The organism is Gracilibacillus phocaeensis (genome assembly GCF_900626275.1).
Taxonomy (GTDB): Bacteria; Bacillota; Bacilli; order Bacillales; family Amphibacillaceae; genus Gracilibacillus; species Gracilibacillus timonensis.
In genome coordinates, this window is sequence record NZ_LR131144.1 from 621,743 (window position 1) to 639,150 (window position 17,408).

The 17,408-nt window shown below is 40.0% G+C and carries 20 protein-coding genes; 11 read left to right on the top strand and 9 right to left on the bottom strand.

The window, feature by feature from the left end; translation table 11 throughout:
* Positions 1 to 11: 11 nt before the first annotated feature.
* Positions 12 to 995, bottom strand: coding sequence for an NAD(P)/FAD-dependent oxidoreductase (locus E0E32_RS10710; protein WP_066192579.1), 984 nt, complete (start codon positions 993 to 995; stop codon positions 12 to 14).
* A 409-nt stretch (positions 996 to 1,404) separates the two neighbouring features.
* On the opposite strand from E0E32_RS10710, the gene E0E32_RS10715 reads away from it, so the two are divergent.
* The 3 genes from E0E32_RS10715 (at position 1,405) to E0E32_RS10725 (ending at position 3,542) form a co-directional block, all read left to right on the top strand.
* Positions 1,405 to 2,631 carry an NAD(P)/FAD-dependent oxidoreductase gene (locus E0E32_RS10715; RefSeq protein WP_066192581.1) on the top strand — a complete coding sequence of 409 codons (1,227 nt, stop codon included), beginning with the start codon at positions 1,405 to 1,407 and terminating at the stop codon, positions 2,629 to 2,631.
* Between the two features lie 245 nt (positions 2,632 to 2,876).
* Positions 2,877 to 3,188, top strand: coding sequence for a YuiB family protein (locus E0E32_RS10720; protein WP_066192583.1), 312 nt, complete (start codon positions 2,877 to 2,879; stop codon positions 3,186 to 3,188).
* Between the two features lie 66 nt (positions 3,189 to 3,254).
* Positions 3,255 to 3,542: a hypothetical protein gene (locus E0E32_RS10725; protein WP_066192585.1), complete on the top strand. Its 288-nt coding sequence runs from the start codon at positions 3,255 to 3,257 to the stop codon at positions 3,540 to 3,542.
* On the opposite strand, the gene E0E32_RS10730 is transcribed toward E0E32_RS10725, so the two are convergent.
* Together E0E32_RS10730 and deoD are read right to left on the bottom strand one after the other, a co-directional pair.
* A complete protein-coding gene (locus E0E32_RS10730; RefSeq protein WP_066192587.1) occupies positions 3,508 to 3,981 on the bottom strand; it encodes a divergent PAP2 family protein in 474 nt (157 codons plus the stop codon). The genes E0E32_RS10725 and E0E32_RS10730 overlap by 35 nt on opposite strands.
* 140 nt (positions 3,982 to 4,121) lie before the next feature.
* Positions 4,122 to 4,829, bottom strand: a complete 708-nt coding sequence (gene deoD, locus E0E32_RS10735) for a purine-nucleoside phosphorylase (protein ID WP_066192589.1) — start codon at positions 4,827 to 4,829, stop codon at positions 4,122 to 4,124.
* 300 nt (positions 4,830 to 5,129) lie between these two features.
* Between deoD and E0E32_RS10740 the strand changes: the two genes are divergently transcribed.
* The 3 genes from E0E32_RS10740 to E0E32_RS10745 all read left to right on the top strand — a co-directional run bounded on the left by E0E32_RS10740 (position 5,130) and on the right by E0E32_RS10745 (position 6,536).
* Entirely contained in the window at positions 5,130 to 5,393 is a 264-nt protein-coding gene (locus E0E32_RS10740) for a phosphocarrier protein HPr (RefSeq protein ID WP_066192591.1), read from the top strand.
* A 329-nt stretch (positions 5,394 to 5,722) separates the two neighbouring features.
* Complete coding sequence (locus E0E32_RS22225; RefSeq protein WP_165444992.1) at positions 5,723 to 5,905, top strand: hypothetical protein; 183 nt, start codon at positions 5,723 to 5,725, stop codon at positions 5,903 to 5,905.
* 28 nt (positions 5,906 to 5,933) lie between these two features.
* Positions 5,934 to 6,536: a superoxide dismutase family protein gene (locus tag E0E32_RS10745; protein ID WP_286171877.1), complete on the top strand. Its 603-nt coding sequence runs from the start codon at positions 5,934 to 5,936 to the stop codon at positions 6,534 to 6,536.
* A 20-nt stretch (positions 6,537 to 6,556) separates the two neighbouring features.
* Here E0E32_RS10745 and E0E32_RS10750 read toward each other — a convergent pair whose 3' ends face one another.
* The 3 genes from E0E32_RS10750 to E0E32_RS10760 all read right to left on the bottom strand — a co-directional run bounded on the left by E0E32_RS10750 (position 6,557) and on the right by E0E32_RS10760 (position 10,666).
* The gene (locus tag E0E32_RS10750) at positions 6,557 to 7,729 is read right to left on the bottom strand and encodes a MalY/PatB family protein (RefSeq protein ID WP_130859753.1); all 1,173 of its coding nucleotides are present in this window, start codon (positions 7,727 to 7,729) and stop codon (positions 6,557 to 6,559) included.
* A gap of 255 nt (positions 7,730 to 7,984) precedes the next feature.
* Positions 7,985 to 9,409 carry a YfcC family protein gene (locus tag E0E32_RS10755; protein WP_130859754.1) on the bottom strand — a complete coding sequence of 475 codons (1,425 nt, stop codon included), beginning with the start codon at positions 9,407 to 9,409 and terminating at the stop codon, positions 7,985 to 7,987.
* Positions 9,410 to 9,511: 102 nt separating this feature from the next.
* On the bottom strand, positions 9,512 to 10,666 hold the full coding sequence (locus E0E32_RS10760; protein WP_130859755.1) for a M20 family metallopeptidase: 1,155 nt from the start codon (positions 10,664 to 10,666) through the stop codon (positions 9,512 to 9,514).
* Between the two features lie 234 nt (positions 10,667 to 10,900).
* Here E0E32_RS10760 and yugI point away from each other — a divergent pair, with 234 nt between their 5' ends.
* The gene (yugI, locus tag E0E32_RS10765; protein ID WP_066192603.1) at positions 10,901 to 11,245 is read left to right on the top strand and encodes a S1 domain-containing post-transcriptional regulator GSP13; all 345 of its coding nucleotides are present in this window, start codon (positions 10,901 to 10,903) and stop codon (positions 11,243 to 11,245) included.
* Between the two features lie 44 nt (positions 11,246 to 11,289).
* Here yugI and E0E32_RS10770 read toward each other — a convergent pair whose 3' ends face one another.
* Positions 11,290 to 11,496, bottom strand: coding sequence for a DUF378 domain-containing protein (locus E0E32_RS10770; protein WP_066192605.1), 207 nt, complete (start codon positions 11,494 to 11,496; stop codon positions 11,290 to 11,292).
* A 299-nt stretch (positions 11,497 to 11,795) separates the two neighbouring features.
* On the opposite strand from E0E32_RS10770, the gene E0E32_RS10775 reads away from it, so the two are divergent.
* The 4 genes from E0E32_RS10775 (at position 11,796) to E0E32_RS10790 (ending at position 15,769) form a co-directional block, all read left to right on the top strand.
* Entirely contained in the window at positions 11,796 to 13,142 is a 1,347-nt protein-coding gene (locus E0E32_RS10775) for a glucose-6-phosphate isomerase (protein WP_066192607.1), read from the top strand.
* A gap of 409 nt (positions 13,143 to 13,551) precedes the next feature.
* The gene (locus E0E32_RS10780) at positions 13,552 to 13,950 is read left to right on the top strand and encodes a YugN family protein (protein WP_066192609.1); all 399 of its coding nucleotides are present in this window, start codon (positions 13,552 to 13,554) and stop codon (positions 13,948 to 13,950) included.
* 104 nt (positions 13,951 to 14,054) lie between these two features.
* Entirely contained in the window at positions 14,055 to 15,113 is a 1,059-nt protein-coding gene (locus E0E32_RS10785; protein WP_066192611.1) for a M20/M25/M40 family metallo-hydrolase, read from the top strand.
* Between the two features lie 92 nt (positions 15,114 to 15,205).
* A complete protein-coding gene (locus E0E32_RS10790; protein WP_066192613.1) occupies positions 15,206 to 15,769 on the top strand; it encodes an ECF transporter S component in 564 nt (187 codons plus the stop codon).
* Between the two features lie 75 nt (positions 15,770 to 15,844).
* Here E0E32_RS10790 and E0E32_RS10795 read toward each other — a convergent pair whose 3' ends face one another.
* Both E0E32_RS10795 and E0E32_RS10800 read right to left on the bottom strand, forming a co-directional pair.
* Positions 15,845 to 16,216, bottom strand: a complete 372-nt coding sequence (locus tag E0E32_RS10795; protein ID WP_130859756.1) for a PaaI family thioesterase — start codon at positions 16,214 to 16,216, stop codon at positions 15,845 to 15,847.
* A gap of 12 nt (positions 16,217 to 16,228) precedes the next feature.
* A complete protein-coding gene (locus E0E32_RS10800; RefSeq protein ID WP_130859757.1) occupies positions 16,229 to 17,161 on the bottom strand; it encodes a 1,4-dihydroxy-2-naphthoate polyprenyltransferase in 933 nt (310 codons plus the stop codon).
* Between the last annotated feature and the right edge of the window lie 247 nt (positions 17,162 to 17,408).

Below are 17,408 nucleotides of genomic sequence, written 5' to 3' on the forward strand. Positions count from 1 at the left end.
ACGCGACCATCTTAAAACATGCTTGTTGAGTGTTTCGGCTGAATTCTAGCCTTTGGATCCATGTAGGATTTGGCATTATTAACAGCCGTTGGTCCCTCACCAAAGCCAGAAGCAATCAAGTTTACTTTACCTGGATAGGTACAAATATCACCAGCTGCATATATACCAGGAATGTTGGTTTCCATTTTTGAATTGACGACAATGCTGTTTTTATCAATTTCCAGTCCCCAATTCTTAATCGGACCAAGTGATGAGATAAATCCATAGTTAACAAGAACATGGTCAATATCCAAAATGATTTCTTTATCCCCTTTGACTTCTTTTAAACGAACTTGCTCAATCAAATGATCCCCGATTAAACTCTCAGGAACATAAGGTGTAAGTAAATTAACTCGAGAATTCATCAGGTTTTCGACACTCGCTTCATGAGCTCGGAAGGTATCACGACGGTGTACTAAGGATACTTCTTTGGCAATCGGCTCTAGCATAAGGGCCCAATCGACCGCAGAGTCTCCACCACCAAACAAGACGACACGCTGATCTCTAAACTTGTCCATATTATCGACGAAATAATGGAGATTGCCCTCTTCATGAGCTTCGGCATTATCTATCGTTAACTTTCTTGGCTGAAAAGCACCGTTACCACCTGTGATAATGATCACCTTTGTATAATGCTCTTCTGTGGGTGTTACAATGCGGAAAGTCTCGTCATCTAAACGTTCTACTTGTTCAACAGATTGATTTAAGACAATTTCCGGCTCGAATAAATCGGTTTGTTCCTTTAGGTTATCGACTAATTCTTGTGCACGGACCTTTGGAAAGCCTGCGACATCATAAATATATTTTTCAGGATACAAGGCACTTAACTGTCCACCGATTTGTGGTAGACTTTCAATGATTTTGACAGAAGACTGTCGTAATCCACCATAAAAAGCAGTAAACAAGCCGACAGGACCAGCGCCTATCACCGTTATATCATAAACTTCTTTTGACATTTCTTGATTTCCCCCTTAATGCAACGCTCAACGATTTTTATTTTAACATAATTTCATATAAAGTGTCATACTTTATTACTTGCTAATTGAGAATTTTTATCACAATGCTAATCGTCCATAAATCCTCATTTCAAGATGCCAAAACCAAAGAAGCTAAGTAGGGAAGGTGGAAGTAGACAAAGTTCGCTGTACTAGCGCTTCCTGCGCGTTGAAAATTTCCATATAGGATAGTTTCACTTTATCATGATAAAAATTATTAGTACTAAATCATCATCAAGGGTTGAAAAATGTTGAAAAAAAGTCTAACATATTAAAAGGGATGAATTCTTCTCGTTGATTTGTTAGAGCATTTTACGTGAAGAATATCACGAGCTATTATAGAAAATATTTAATAATGGATGTGAAGAAGATGGGTCAACCAAAAATTGTTGTTTTAGGTGCGGGGTATGGTGGTTTAACAACCGTTACAAAGTTACAAAAAAAGCTAGGGGTAAATGACGCGCAAATTACCCTTGTCAACAAGAATGACTATCACTATGAGTCAACGTGGCTGCACGAAGTATCTGCTGGTACAATTGCGCCGGATAAGGGGCGTTTTAAAATTACGGACGTGATTAATTCAGCGACGGTTAATTTTGTGCAGGATACCGTAACAGCTATCAAACCTGATGAGAAAAAGGTGGAGTTAGAAGATGGTGAATTGGATTATGATTACCTAGTTGTTGCGTTAGGTTTTGAGGCCGCTACTTTCGGTATTCCTGGATTATTGGAGAATGCCTTAACGATTGGCAGCATTAACAAGGCTAGATTAATTCGTGAGCATATCGAATACCAATTTGCCCAGTACAATAATGAAGCAGAAGCAAAACAGGAACGCTTAAACATTGTTGTAGGTGGAGGTGGATTCACTGGTATTGAATTTGTCGGTGAAGTAGCCAACCAAATTCCGAAATGGTGTGAAGAATTCGACATTGATCGTAGTAAAGTGCGTTTAATTGTAGTAGAAGCAATGGATACGATTATGCCTGGATTTGACCCTGCATTAATTGAATATGCAATGAACTCACTAGAAGGACGTGGAGTAGAATTCAAGCTTGGTGCGTTCTTAAAAGAAGTACGAGCGGATGGCATTACGATTGAGCAAAATGGCGAGAAAGAAGATATTCCAACGATGACAACCGTATGGGCAGCAGGTGTACGAGCTAATCATTTAGTAGAAGAGTCGGTCTTAGAGGATAATCGTGGTAAGGTGGAAGTATCTGCTGAATTACGTGCACCGTCTCATCCAGAGGTCTTTGTTGTTGGAGACTGTGCCTTAATATGGAATAAAGAAATTGATCGCCCATATCCACCAACTGCACAGATCGCTATGCAACAAGCAGAAACTTGTGCACATAATCTTATTACCTTAGTAAAAGGTGATGGAGAATTACATGGATTTGAATTTAACGATCGCGGAACGGTTTGTTCATTAGGTGAAAATGATGCGATGGGTTCCATTTTTGGCGGTAAGAAGATCTATGGCTGGACAGCCACCGTCATGAAGAAAGTCATCGATAATCGTGCCCTACTGAAAACAGGCGGCATCGGTCTGATGTTGAAAAAAGGTAAATTCAATATTTTCACTTCTAAATAAGAACAATCGAGCAAAGCAGAGGAGAGGATACCCTCTGCTTTTGCTCTTCCATCTGAAAGGAATCAAGACATGAAAAAAGTGATATTTAGTGTGGAAGTTGTTGATTTATCTTGTGATGAGGAAGAATGTCCATTATTTAAGTTACAATCGTATGAACAGGATTGCACTCTGACCTGTCTCATTATACAATGTTAGCAGAGGTTGTTAGAAGTGAAAGAAATGTGTGATCAAAGAGGAGCAGACAGATGATACAACTTTTTATTTCCGTGCTTTTGTTTTTTGTGTTATTTTTCGGTATCAGTTTTATTCTTAATATGATTTTAAGGCAGACTTGGCTGATGGCCTTTGTATTCCCGATTATTGTCGTTTTGATTGTGGATACGTTCTCCTTTTTTACTTATTTTACAGATCCAGGATTTGCCTTTACCACATTAGGTAGAGAATTTGCAGCATTAGGTGTTCAGGATATCGTTATTTTATCGTCAGGATTTATTGGAACCATTGTAGCAGGCTTTGTGATCAGATTCTTACGTAAGAATGGTTATCAAATGTTTTAATGTAGTAGAAAAGGTATATTTAATAACAGGAAGGAAAAGATGACATCTAAAAAGGTGTGATCTTTTATGTTTTTAAAGAAAGTGTCAAAAAGCGGATTGCTCATCATGTTATGGTTTTGGGCACTTATTGCAAGTTTCACGATGATTACCAATTTATCTGCCTTCGAGGTATTAAATGGTTTTCAAGAAACAGCTCAGCCGTCTGTTAAACAAACGGCATTACATACATCGGACATGGCTTCTCCACAAGAAACAATAGAAAACAAGCGACGCGCTGGGCAAACACAAAAAGAAAAGGAGTCGGAACACCTCCTTTTCTTTAGAACAACGGATATAACAAGAATGCCAAAATAATACCTGTTAAACCACCGAAAAATACTTCAATAGGTTGATGGCCTAATAATTCTTTTAATTCTTTTTGTTTTTGATATTCTCCTTTTTGTGCCCAACCTTTTGCTTCAGATAAGAAACGGTTAAAATCCTTGACTAGCATATTTAGTAAAATAGCTTGTTCACCAGCTTGCCTACGAATACCGGTGGCATCAAACATGATGATAACAGCTAGTACACATGAAACGGCAAACAGGCCTGAGGAAACACCGTGTTCGATCCCTATACCGGTTGTTACAGCAGTAACTGCTGCCGAATGACTGCTGGGCATGCCTCCCGTACTGAAGGCTAGGCCTGGTTTAAATTCCTTTGTAGCAACAAAATGAAGGGGGACTTTCACTGTTTGTGCAAAGATTATCCCAATTAAAGCCGCCCAAAGTGGATAATTCGTGAAAATTTCCAAAACATAACATCCTCTCTATCTCTAAAAAAACGCTCCAATGATTAGCGATTATAAACAGGTATCGCTAGTTTTCTAAACCCCTCATTTCACGTTGCCTCATTCATAAATTGAGCTGGTCGTTGCTTGCAGAGACCATTTACTTATTTAATAGCTGCTTCTAATGACACCTCAATCATGTCGTTAAAGGTTGTTTGTCGTTCTTCGGCTGTTGTTTCTTCACCTGTAATAATGTGGTCCGATACGGTTAGGACAGAGAGTGCCTGTCGATTAAATTTAGCTGCTAAGGTATACAAGGCAGTGGTTTCCATTTCGATCGCCAGCACATTATATTGATCCAATAGAGCGAGCATTTCTTTCATATTATCACGATAAAAACTATCACTTGTAAACACATTCCCGACTCTTAAGGCAAGCCCTTTATCTGTGCCCGTATCATATGCCTTTTTCAGCAAATCAAAAGAAGCGGTCGGCGCATAATCAATACCGCCGAAAACCATGCGATTCATTTGCGAATCGGTAGAAGAGGTGCTTGCTAGAATAACATCCCGAACCTTGACATCTTTTTGAATTGCCCCACAGCTTCCGACCCGAATCAAGTTTTTGACATCATAGCTTTGGATTAATTCATTGACATAGATGGAGATAGACGGAACGCCCATCCCTGTTCCTTGTACAGAGATTTTTTGGCCTTTATAGGTACCAGTGTAACCATACATGCCGCGAACTTCATTGTAGCAGTTTACATTCTCCAGGAATTTTTCTGCAATATATTTTGCACGAAGCGGATCGCCAGGCAGTAAAATAGTATCAGCAATTTCTCCTTGTTTTGCTCCAATATGTACACTCATTGGGATAGAACCTCCTTCATAATGGTTATTGTAGGGATAGAAACACGAGTAACGGTAACTTCCATAAATAAAAATTATCACAAAGTCCCGATAATTACAAACAGAAGCGTAAGAGATGTGAAAGATATGGAATTTGTACCAATAAAGAAGGTGATTTTGTTTCTAATTTTCTCATTATCGTATATAATGGGAGTAGTAAGCTTTTTTATATTAACAAAAGGGAGTTTGCTTTCTTGTGAGCTGATTCATCTTTTGGAAAGAAAGCGCTATCATTAAGTATACTGGAGGAGGAAGTGCAATATGAAGGAGCAATCGTTTCATATCGAAAGCGACACTGGAATTCACGCAAGGCCAGCTACATTACTTGTGAATAAAGCTGGTCAATATGAATCACACATTGAATTACATTATAATGGAAAAACAGTTAACTTAAAATCAATCATGGGGGTTATGTCACTAGGTGTACCACAAGGTGCCGATGTGAGAATTACCGTCGATGGTAATGATGAAGAACATGCCATGGAAGGGATCGCAGCAACCATTGCAGAACAGTTTGACAAATAGAACAGGGGCTGATCCAAGCCCTTGTTTTTTTGTAAGTAAAGCATGTAATCCAATCCTTGGTATAATAGGATTTGTTTCATTGATTGGATAGGTGCTCTTGATCCATTTACACGAATGGATCAAACAAGGTATTATCAGAAAATTATGCGAGCAAAGACTTGCTTATCACACGTTTTTTCTTATTTGAAAGTATAAATCCTTGATATCATAAGATTTGAAACTATTTTGACCTTGATCGCTCTGGTTATCTTGTTCAACGTCATTTTTCTAAGGTATCCTTTGTCGATATGTGATACAATGAATGGTATAATGCTTGTTTACAAAGGAACGTGATAACTATGATGGAATTTCTCTATTTTCCCGAGGATAAAAGTTTGTATATACCTGCTGTCATCACCTTGATCATTTTTGTGACAGGAGCAATAGTGACCATGTCACTGATCAAGAAAGCGGCAAAAAAAGAACAGCAGAAATTTGAGCAAGAGTATCAAGATATGGATCGGCATGATTAGAATCGCTTCGGTCCGTCCATAATAAAGGATGGATAATGAAGAAGAGAGGCGAATAATGATGCGAATCAGGCTGATTATGTTTGTGATAATGATCGTATTGCTAACAGCGTGCCAAGAAAATGAACGTTCACCACTAGAAGTTCGCTTATATAATGCAGATAAGGACGCGGTAGGAACGGCCAGATTTAATGAGTTAGAAGATAATGTAGCAGTACAAATAAAGGTAGAGGGACTGGAACCAGGTTTGCATGGTGTTCATATTCATGAATATGCCAAATGTGAAGGGCCAGATTTCGAAAGTGCGGGCAATCATTTTAATCCGGAAGGGAAGGAGCACGGGTTGATGAATCCAGATGGTGCCCACTTAGGTGATATGCCTAACCTTGAAGCAGGGCAGGATGGCACTGCGGATGTAGAATTCGATTTACCTGGAGCGACATTAATGGATGGAAATAACTCTCTGCTAAGGGAGGATGGTACATCGATTATTATCCATGCTGATCAAGATGACGGTGTTTCCCAGCCTGGAGGTAACTCAGGAGCACGTATTGTCTGTGGAGAAATCACCTTGAAAAATCAGCCGGAGGAAGAGGCCACGGATCCAACTGAGACGAATAATAAAGAGGAGTGAGGGAATTCCCTCACTCCTCTTTATTTTCGTGCTTCCAGTGCATAGATAATACGCGATGTTCCTTCTTGTACAACGGAAAGCGGACAAGCTACATTCATACGCATAAAGCCATTGCCTTCTTCTCCGAAAGAAGCGCCATCATTGAGTCCAACTTTCGCCTCTTTCTGCAAGAAATCCTTTAATTGATCTTGATCCAGTTGTAATGATCGAAAATCAAACCAGATCAGATAGGTTCCCTCAGGCTGAAAAACGTTCACATCGGATCGTTCCTGAAATACCTCTATTACGTGATCAATATTGGTTTGCAGCTGCACAAGTAGTTGATCAAGCCATTCGCTACCGTTAGTATAGGCGGCATCAAGTGCAGTTACCCCCATGGTATTGATATGGTTGGCCCCTTGTTTATGGAACATCTTCTCTAATTCCGTCCTTTTTTGTTTATCTGAGACAATCACAAACGAAGCTTGAAGTCCTGCTAGATTAAAGGTTTTTGTCGGGGACATACAGGTGATAATATTGCCCTGCATATCATTATCCACTGTAGCCGTCGGAATATGCTTGTTTGGGGAAAAGACAAGATCAGCATGTATTTCATCGGAAAAAATCATGACATGGTATTGTTTACACAAGTTTACCATCTTTGTTAATTCCTCTTTAGTCCAAACCCGTCCTACCGGATTATGCGGGTTACATAAGATGAAGGCCTTAACTCCTTGTTTTAATTGCTTTTCAAAATCGTCAAAATCGATTTCATAGTGTTGATTATTTAAACGTAATTGATTTTTGACAAGTGTTCGTTCGTGTTTCTCCACTATGTCATAAAAAGGAGGATAAACCGGTGTTTGGATTAGTACCTTATCACCCTTCTCTGTAAAAGTTTGCATGGCCATCTGTAAGGTGGTAATGACACCAGGGCTGTACATGATATCTTGTTTTTTAATCTGCCAATCATGACGTTCTGCCAGCCAGTTACTTACGGTTTGATCTAATGCCGAGTCGGTAATTGTATAACCGAATACACCGTGTTGTGCTCGTTTAACTAAGGCATCTTTTACTGCTGGCGGAACTTCGAAGTCCATATCGGCTACCCACATGGGCAGCACGTCGTCTGCGCCATATAATGTCTTTATCAAATCCCATTTTGCGGCTCGTGTATTTCGTCTTTCAATTTTGTTTTCAAACGAAAAAGTCATTTCATCCTGCACTCCTAACTTGTATAAATCCTATACATTATTCCATCATATCACTTGTCGAGGAAAAAGTCTTTCGATGCAATGCGGCATCTAGGTGATAATATGCAAAAAAAAGAGCAAAGCGGAAAAACGCTTTGCCATCTAAGGGGAATACGAGAAAGTCTTACACATTAATACTATGCCCGATTTTCATAAATGCTAAACCTACTTATACGCATTTTTTGGCAGAATATTTCATTTGCTATGTTCGTGTGCTTAAGCCGGCCACACGAATAAATGGATAATCGTTAGAGTAACAGCCCCGAGAATATAGAACAAAACAAGGAGGGGCATTACCCAGCGTAGCCAAACGGTCCATGGTATTTTTGCGATGGCCAGAGAAGCCATTAGTACACCGGCAGTTGGTGTGATTGCGTTCGAGATACCGTCGCCAAACTGGAACGCCATGACGGCCGTTTGACGATTCACACCTGTAAGATCCGATAATGGTGTCACAAGCGGCATTGTCAGGGCAGCTTGACCACTTCCAGATGGGACGAAAAAGTTAATAAAGCTCTGCATCAGATAGATCCCCATGGCTGAAAACGTGGTAGGAAGCTGACTAACCAGGTTGGAGGCGGTGAATAAGATCGTGTCAATTGTCTTGCTTTCTTCGAGTACAACGAGGATCCCGAAGGCAAAACCAACCACTAATGCTCCGACTATCAGGTCTTTACAGCCATTAATAAACGCTTCGGCAATTTGATTGACACGTAAGCGACCGATAAATCCAGCGAATACGCCCATCACTAAGAAGAGAGAGGCGATCTCCATGATATACCAATGAAAGTAGATAACGCCAAGGGCTAACATGATGATAGAAGCAATTAATAATCCAATAATGATCCATTGTCTCGTTGTTAGCCTTGTTTCGTGCTCTGGGAATGTTTCCGTGATCGTTCGCTGCTGATCGATTTTATACATTGAGCTTTTTTCAGGATTTTTTTTGATCTTTTTTGCATAAAGCATGACAAAAATAATACTAATAGAAACAAAAATGATCCATATGATAAAGCGTACTCCCATACCTGAGAATTGTGGTAGTTCTGCAATTCCTTGAGCTACACCAATTGTAAATGGGTTCATAAAGGAAGCGGTAAAACCTATGCAGGATCCGATAATCACCATTCCTGCACCGACCAAAGAATCAAAACCTAGTTTCAGCGCCAGTGGAACCAAGATCATGATAAACGGTATGGTTTCTTCTGACATGCCAAAAGTTCCGCCGCCCAGAGCGAACAATAGCATGACAATGGGGATCAGATAAACTTCTTTGCTGGCTAATTTGGTTGCTACACTGGCAAATCCTGTTTCGATGGCTTGGGTAGCACTCAAAATACCAAATGCCCCGCCCACAATAAAAATAAAGAAGATAATCTCGGCACCTTGAACCATTCCTTTATGAACGGCCTCAAAAATGCCAAAAAATCCGGTCGGGTTGGAGCTGACTGCTTGATACGTTCCATCAATCACAACCGTTCTTCCTTGTTCATTCATTTCACGTTCAAATTCTCCCGCAGGTATGATATAGGTTAATAAGGACGTTAGAATAATAAGTCCAAATAATAGGACAAATACATGGGGGAATGTAAATTTCTTTTTAATTTTGTTTTCAGTAGATGGTGCATGGCCATCACTCATTTTCTTACTCCTCCTTGGGTGGTTCACTATTGCATTTTTTCGAAAAGAAACAGGTAGTTTACCCTTTCAAACATAAACTACCTGTTACGATGGGTGTATACCTTATGATTGGCGGTTAAACGCCTCTTTAATCGCATGTAGTAAATCTTTATTGGCGATAATATCGTAACCAGTGTGAGCTAAGGAAAGTACTGCGTCATGAATTGCTGCTTCGCCATCAGGAGTCATCGTTTTATCAGCGAACTCCTTGGTGTGAAACACAAGCCCGGGTTCATTCAGGCCGACAAAAGGGTGGATCGCAGGTACTACCTTGCTGACATTTCCCATATCCGCTGATCCCGTTGCTGGTACTGCAGGGTAGACAGGATTGGCGCTGTATGTCTTTAGATGTTTGGTAAACGCAGCGGACAGGGGTTGGTTAGTTACCATATTATCATAGCTTAATTCATAATTTGATATCGTCAAATCAGCTCCTGTCATTGAAGAGGCACCTTCCGCAATACGTTTTACCTTGGTAACAACGTCATCTAATACCTCCCGCTGATTGGCACGAATATAAAATTGTGCCACGGCTTCTGCCGGAACGATTCCAGCAGCTTCACCGCCTTTGGTAATAATACCATGCATTTTTACATCGGAAGGGACATGTTGTCGCAATGCATTGATGCCATTAAATAATTGAATGACGGCATCTAATGCATTAATCCCTTGTTCGGGTGCCGCTGCTGCATGGGCTGCTTGTCCTTGATAGGCGAACTGAAGAGCATCCATCGCCAACATTGGTCCACTTTCAGAAGAAATATCTGCCCCGTGCACCATCATTGCTACATCAATATCATCGAACGTGCCTTGTTCACTCATCGGCACCTTAGCACCATTGGTTTCCTCCGCTGGTGTACCAAGCACCACTACTTTTCCGCCAATTTCTTCAATCTGTTTACGGAGCATAACGCCAGCTCCAACCGCGAAAGTGGCAATTAAATTATGGCCACAGCCATGTCCGATGCTTGGTAAGGCATCGTATTCTGCTAGATAGGCAATGGTTGGTCCAGGTTTATCACTGGAGAATTCTGCTCGAAAAGCCGTTGGTCGTTGCACAATCCCGGTTTCTACATCAAAATCATAGGAACGTAGATAATCAACTAGCAATTTCATTGATTGGTATTCTTGATCCCCTAATTCGGGGTTTTCAAATAGTTGTTTGCGAATTTGGAATAACTCATCTTGGATGTCTTCAAAGTCTTTCTTTAGTGTCATGTTGCGCCTCCTAAAAAGATTCAATCGTTTTGCATTATATCATAAGGAAGTCTGCCTAGAAAAGAAGAATATCCTCACTGGTTTTACCTGGTAATACTTCCAGCAACTCAGCCTAAGTTTCTGCTTTTTTGAATGTGTCAGTGCTTGGGATTAGGCATTTTATGTATAGTATGTTAACATTATTCGTTGTTTAAAAAAAGAAGAAGCGGCTATAAATAGAAGAGAGGGGTGTAAATGGTGACCGTTAAATATCAAGTCGGAGATATAGTAGAAGGTATAGTGACAGGCGTACAGCCATATGGAGCCTTTGTTTCTATCGATCAGGACACACAGGGATTGATCCATATATCTGAAGTAACGAATGGTTTTGTCAAAGATATTCATGCATATATACAAGAGGGCGAAACCATTAAAGTAAAAATAATTGAAATGGACAATAAGGAGAATAAATTGGCGCTATCGATTCGAGCGATTGAGGATCAATTAAAAAAAGAAAGTGTGATTGCAGATAAAGAAGGCGAACATGGCTTTCATACTTTAAAGGACAAGCTGCAAGAATGGATTAAACAATCAGAATAAGCAACATCAACCCACCTGACTGTTAACAGGTGGGTTGATGGAGATTAAGCCGTTTGCCGTTGTTCATTTTTAAATAGAAAGGCAATACTTGCTAATCCTGCGATTCCGACAATCGTGTAAATAATCCGCGAAATCATCCCAGCTTGACTTCCGCCTCCAAACAGAGACGCTACTAAATCGTATTGAAATAGACCAATTAATCCCCAGTTAATCGCACCGACAATAATAAGAATTAAGGCTAATTTTTTCATGATGGTCCTCCTTTCTTTATTTTTCAAAGTGTAAGCCGTAAGACTTCCATCAATAAACATTTCAGTTCTAAGTGGAAGCATGAACGGCTTGATTAGTTTGATAAACATGCAGTGGGTTTTCCCATTATGCGCTGTTATTGTATGGATATGCAGAAAAATTATACAACATTTCTGTTAATTGCTGATAAAAACAGTCATAATGATAAAAAAATTGTCATTATCCTAGTAGATAGCTTGATTTAACGAACAGGATTCGGTACATTAAAGGGAGACGATAAAATATTGGAGGGTTATATATCATGACACATATTCGTTTTGATTATGAAAAAGCACTTAGCTTTTTCGGGGAACATGAATTAACGTATTTAAAAGAACCTGTAAAATTGGCACATGAAATGGTACATAATAAAACGGGTGCAGGCAACGATTTCTTGGGTTGGGTAGACTTGCCGACCGATTATGATAAAGAAGAATTTGCCCGTATCCAAAAGTCCGCAGAGAAAATCAAATCCGATTCTGATATCTTGTTAGTAATTGGAATTGGTGGTTCTTATCTGGGTGCGCGTGCTGCATTAGAAATGTTAAACCATTCTTTTTATAATGAACTGTCCAAAGATCAACGTAAAACCCCACAGGTATTTTTCGTTGGTAACAGTATCAGTGCGCCATATCTTAATGATTTATTTGATTTATTGGAAGGAAAAGACGTTTCTGTTAATGTTATTTCCAAGAGTGGGACAACCACTGAACCGGCAATTGCCTTCCGAATTTTCCGTAAGTTCTTAGAAGAAAAATACGGAGTGGAAGAAGCAAGGAAACGGATCTATGCCACTACAGATAAGGCAAAAGGTGCGTTAAAGACACTTGCGAATGAAGAAGGCTATGAAAGTTTCGTCATTCCAGATGATGTGGGTGGTCGTTATTCTGTTTTAACCGCCGTTGGACTATTACCAATTGCAGCAAGTGGTGTTGATATTGAAGCAATGATGAATGGTGCGCAAAAGGCCCAGGAGGAATTGAATGTGGCCGATATCGAGAAAAACCCTGCATATCAGTACGCAGCCGTACGTAATGTCCTTTACAATAAAGGGAAAACAATCGAAATGCTGATTAATTATGAACCGTCCTTGCAATATTTTGCAGAATGGTGGAAGCAATTATTTGGCGAAAGTGAAGGCAAAGATTTTAAAGGAATTTACCCATCTTCTGCCAACTTCTCAACCGATTTACACTCATTGGGCCAGTATGTACAGGAGGGCCGTCGTGATATTTTTGAAACGGTACTTCATGTGGAAGAACCGAAGTCCAATATCACAATTGAAAAAGAGCAGCAAGACTTAGATGGGCTTAACTATTTAGCTGGAGAGACGATCGACTTCGTTAATGAGAAGGCCTTCCAAGGTACGTTGTTGGCTCACACGGATGGTCAAGTGCCAAACTTATTAGTGCATGTACCTAAGTTGGACGCTTATACATTTGGTTACATCGTCTATTTCTTTGAAAAAGCGTGTGCCATCAGTGGCTATCTATTGGGAGTAAATCCATTTGATCAGCCAGGGGTAGAGGCATACAAAAAGAATATGTTTGCCTTGCTTGGTAAACCAGGATTTGAAGAAGAAAAAGAAGAACTAGAAAAGCGTTTATAATAGCATGCAACGAAGCCCCATAGGTGATGACTTATGGGGCTTTTTTATGAAAAAGTATACAATCCTTGATATCTTAGGAACCGGATTAGCTTTCCCCAGTCCATAACATCCTTACAGACTGTTCAAATGCAGCATATTCCCAAAGCGAAGTGTTTGCCTAGCATAAAAAACCAGTCAAACTCACTGCTAATAAAAGTGGTTCTACTTCACATCATTCATCTTCCATTTTTTTATAGTGCTAATGTGTTGCCTCTCTCCTCCTTTTTTCTGAAAGTGAGAAGTACCATGGTTTGCTAATTAGGCAATGTTCCTTTTTAAGACGGAACAAGGGAAATGGTTACGAAAAATCAACGTTTGTGCGTATGATATTTCGATAAACGGAGATTGTAAGGACAAAGGAGGAATTCCATTGTTTCCATTAGAATCCACTGTTACAGACCGTACATTTGACTATCAAAAAGCAAAGGGTATTTTAGAGGGTCAAGGTTTTTCATTAGGAGGATCCTGGGATTATCAGCACGGTTCGTTTGATTATAAACTAGCCAACGATGACGGTTATCACTTTTTGCGTATCCCATTCCGTGCAATACGGGGAGAGGTGGAGCAAGATGCTGTGATTGTTATCGATTCACCGTTTATTTTAACTCACCGCTATCAAAATGATAATGATTCGACGGCAGAAAGTGGGGTATTGCAAGCATCCTTTAACCAATTTCAAACACCTATAGACAAAGATGGGGACATTCCATCAAAATATGTAGAGCATGCCAAAGTTGTATTAAACAATATGGAGACACTGCTTTCCTAAGCGTCTGAATTAGTAGCTGTTTATTGAAATACTCTGCTATAATAATAACAGGGTATTTCTTGAACTAGCGCAGACGTTTGGAGCAAAAAGGAGGAAGAGTTAGCATGAGTCAACTAAACATAAACTTTTTACAGGAGTTATTACATACACCCTCACCGTCCAGCCTTGAAATGAATATTCAGCGGAAATGGATCGATTATGTGAAACCATACGTAGACGAGATTCGGACAGATAATGCTGGAAATGTGATCGCCGTCAAAAACGAACAGGCTGATTTTCATTTGTTATTAGCAGGTCATTGTGATGAGATTGCTTTTGTCGTTAATCGAATCGATGAGAATGGTTTTGTATATGTAGACAAAATGGGGGGGATCAATCCTAAAGCGGCCATCGGCATGAAAGTGGAGATTCTTGGCGAGACCCAATCGATTTCAGGTGTGATTGGCGTAAATGCCCAACATCATGGCGGCAGCAAGGGTGGCTTTGAGGTCGATGATTTATTCATTGATTGTGGAGCAGAGTCCAAAGAAGAAATAATCGACACCATACAAATCGGAGATCTGGTAGTGTACCGGAGGCAGTCAGAGATCTTAATGGGTCGTTATTTATCGGGGCGGGGATTAGATAATCGAACAGGTGCCTTTATTGTTGCTGAAATTATGCGAAGACTGCATGAGCAAGATATTCAGATTGGCGTATATGGAGTAAGCACCGTCAACGAGGAAACGAATATGGGTGGCGCCTATTTTGCGGCAGCTGGACTTGAACCGGATATGGCCGTAGCCTTAGATGTAACTTTTGCTACAGATTATCCAAGTGCTGATAAGCAAAAATTTGGTGACATTCGCTTGGGAGGAGGACCTGTCCTTGCCAAGGGGGCACCGATTAGTCGTCCATTTAATAAGCTATTAGAACAAACGGCACAAAGGCTTGGCATGGATGTACAATATGAATTAACATCCAGTCACACGAGCACAGATGCTGATAGAATGCGATTAACTGGTAAGGGTGTACCTATTAGCCTGGTCTCATTACCATTACGTTACATGCATTCACCAGTGGAAACCGTTAGTATTCGAGATATAGAAGAGGAAATAGAACTAGTGACGAATACCATTGCGGCGATGACAGGGAAAGAAAGTTTAAATCCTCTTGACTTATAAGAGATTTTTAAGGCCCAACAATCAACAGTTTGTAGTATACTAGATAAAGAGTCTTTACGAATCATCAAAGAAAAGAAAGGGGGGTCATACTATTGAAATCAACCTCAGGAAATCTCTACCGTCTGATTGTATTATCGATTATGGGTACGATAGCGGTTGTGCTGATGTTTTTAAGTTTTCCATTGCCGTTTCTCCCTCCTTACTTGAGGATCGATATCAGTGATATACCCGCATTGGTTGCTGGTGTTATCTTTTCGCCAATGGCAGGTGTACTAGTCGTTGCTATCAAAAATATATTATATTTATTAATTACGGCGATTTCTGATCCAATTGGTGTGGTTGCTAATTTCGTGGCAGGGGTATTATTTATAGTGCCAGTTGCATATATGTTTAAGAAACATCGAACCAAACGAAGTGTTATTCATGGATTATTAATTGGTACGGTGTTCATGGCAGTTGGAATGGCCGTAACAAATTATTTCTTGTTTCTACCCGCATATAGTCTTTTTATGGGGTGGGATTCCATGTCTCAAGCTGTTAAACTCCATACTGTACTTATAGGATTTTTACCGTTTAATTTTATTAAGGGAATAGCAGTTGGGATTCTTTTCTTGCTTTTGTTTGGTAAGTTAGAAAAATGGATTCAAAAGACTTAGAGCGTCAAATACTGTGTATATCCGCAAATAAAACAGGCAGTGAAGGGTATCTTTTATCCCTTCCTGCCTGTTTTATTATTCATTCGTTATCCTGCCTAAAGTACAGCGCGCACTCGCGATTCGTTCGTCCTTCTCATCGGTAACAGTAATACTCCAGATCATGGTCATTCGGCCGATGTGGATAGGCGTAGCTTCTGCAATAATTTTACCATCTTGTTTTCCTTTGATATGATTACAATTTATTTCTATTCCAACTATCGATTCGGTTTCGGGATCAACATGTTTCATCCCGCCAAGGCTTGCGGCAGTTTCTGCTAAGGCGATAGTTGCACCGCCATGCAGAAAGCCAGCTGGTTGTTTAATCTTATCGGTAACAGGCATTTCGATGATAACTTGCTTTTTGTCTACAGTTATCGTGCGCATCCCCAGAGTTGTCATCAATGTCATTAGGGCTCCTCCTTATAATGGAAAAACAATTTGTATAAGCAAGGAAACACCAATTAATCCACCGTACATCGTGTTTGTTTTTGCAACGGCAACCATTGCGGGTATCATGCCTACATTCGTTGTATTGGCTAAGAATTGGCGAATCGCTTTCCGCGCCTGTAAGATGCTAAGCAGGCTGATCGCACTGTATATTGGCAGCAGACCAGTGAAAATAAAGGAAGCGGTGAGACAATAACTCACTAGCATTAAGCTTGATAATAGAAAGATGGCACGATTTCTCCCAAGCAAAATGGCGAGTGTTTTACGTCCGTTTTCCTTGTCGCCGTCTAAATCTCGAATATTGTTGGCAAGTAGGATACAACCAATCAGAATAGCGATTGGTATCGAGATAAATACTACTTCCCACGTCATTGTCATGGATTGGATGAAATAACTGACTCCAATAATAACCGTCCCCATTAAAAAACCAGAAAATAATTCGCCAAAAGGGGTGTAAGCAATTGGCAAAGGTCCGCCCGTATATAGATAACCGATCAACATACATATGACGCCAATCAATGCAATCCACCAGCTAGAAAACAAGCAGATATAAACTCCTAATAAAACAGCTACAGCGAAAAAAGTAAACGCCAACTGTTTCACTACTTTCGGTTTGATCCCATCTCTTACAATGGTTCCACCAATGCCGACAGATTGTTCATTGTCTAATCCACGTACGAAATCGTAGTATTCATTAAACATATTAGTGGCTGCTTGAATAAGCATGGAAGCTAACAACATAGCTAAAAAAACTAGTGGTTGAAAGTGACCATCAAGAATCGCCAGCATGGTACCAACAAAGACGGGGATGAAAGAAGCGGTTAAAGTATGTGGACGAAGTAACCTCCACCATATATGGAAGCCAGGCTTCTCATTTAAATGATTTGCAGTAGAGTTTGTTTCCATTGTTCTATCCCCTTAAATAGTTATAAAAAAATGCCGTAACAGTATTAGTTTAGTGAATACTTGAAGGTGTGTCAAACTATTGTTACATCGTGTATGAGAAAAATGATATAGAAATGACGACAAAATCTCGTGAAATCCAGTTAAGAAAAACCGGGCCAAATTCGTCCGGTCCTTGACGCATAACTAAAAGTAGCCACTGAACTACCACCATTCGTTCAAGATCAAAATCGGTCCACATCCTATCATA

Bases quoted from the DNA above. Each gene is read 5' to 3' on its own strand.
- E0E32_RS10710 (WP_066192579.1), bottom strand. From the start codon at position 995: ATGTCAAAAGAAGTTTATGATATAACGGTGATAGGCGCTGGTCCTGTC.
- E0E32_RS10715 (WP_066192581.1), top strand. From the start codon at position 1,405: ATGGGTCAACCAAAAATTGTTGTTTTAGGTGCGGGGTATGGTGGTTTA.
- E0E32_RS10720 (WP_066192583.1), top strand. From the start codon at position 2,877: ATGATACAACTTTTTATTTCCGTGCTTTTGTTTTTTGTGTTATTTTTC.
- E0E32_RS10725 (WP_066192585.1), top strand. From the start codon at position 3,255: ATGTTTTTAAAGAAAGTGTCAAAAAGCGGATTGCTCATCATGTTATGG.
- deoD (WP_066192589.1), bottom strand. From the start codon at position 4,829: ATGAGTGTACATATTGGAGCAAAACAAGGAGAAATTGCTGATACTATT.
- E0E32_RS10740 (WP_066192591.1), top strand. From the start codon at position 5,130: ATGAAGGAGCAATCGTTTCATATCGAAAGCGACACTGGAATTCACGCA.
- E0E32_RS10745 (WP_286171877.1), top strand. From the start codon at position 5,934: ATGGATAATGAAGAAGAGAGGCGAATAATGATGCGAATCAGGCTGATT.
- E0E32_RS10750 (WP_130859753.1), bottom strand. From the start codon at position 7,729: ATGACTTTTTCGTTTGAAAACAAAATTGAAAGACGAAATACACGAGCC.
- E0E32_RS10755 (WP_130859754.1), bottom strand. From the start codon at position 9,409: ATGAGTGATGGCCATGCACCATCTACTGAAAACAAAATTAAAAAGAAA.
- E0E32_RS10760 (WP_130859755.1), bottom strand. From the start codon at position 10,666: ATGACACTAAAGAAAGACTTTGAAGACATCCAAGATGAGTTATTCCAA.
- yugI (WP_066192603.1), top strand. From the start codon at position 10,901: ATGGTGACCGTTAAATATCAAGTCGGAGATATAGTAGAAGGTATAGTG.
- E0E32_RS10770 (WP_066192605.1), bottom strand. From the start codon at position 11,496: ATGAAAAAATTAGCCTTAATTCTTATTATTGTCGGTGCGATTAACTGG.
- E0E32_RS10775 (WP_066192607.1), top strand. From the start codon at position 11,796: ATGACACATATTCGTTTTGATTATGAAAAAGCACTTAGCTTTTTCGGG.
- E0E32_RS10785 (WP_066192611.1), top strand. From the start codon at position 14,055: ATGAGTCAACTAAACATAAACTTTTTACAGGAGTTATTACATACACCC.
- E0E32_RS10795 (WP_130859756.1), bottom strand. From the start codon at position 16,216: ATGACATTGATGACAACTCTGGGGATGCGCACGATAACTGTAGACAAA.
- E0E32_RS10800 (WP_130859757.1), bottom strand. From the start codon at position 17,161: ATGGAAACAAACTCTACTGCAAATCATTTAAATGAGAAGCCTGGCTTC.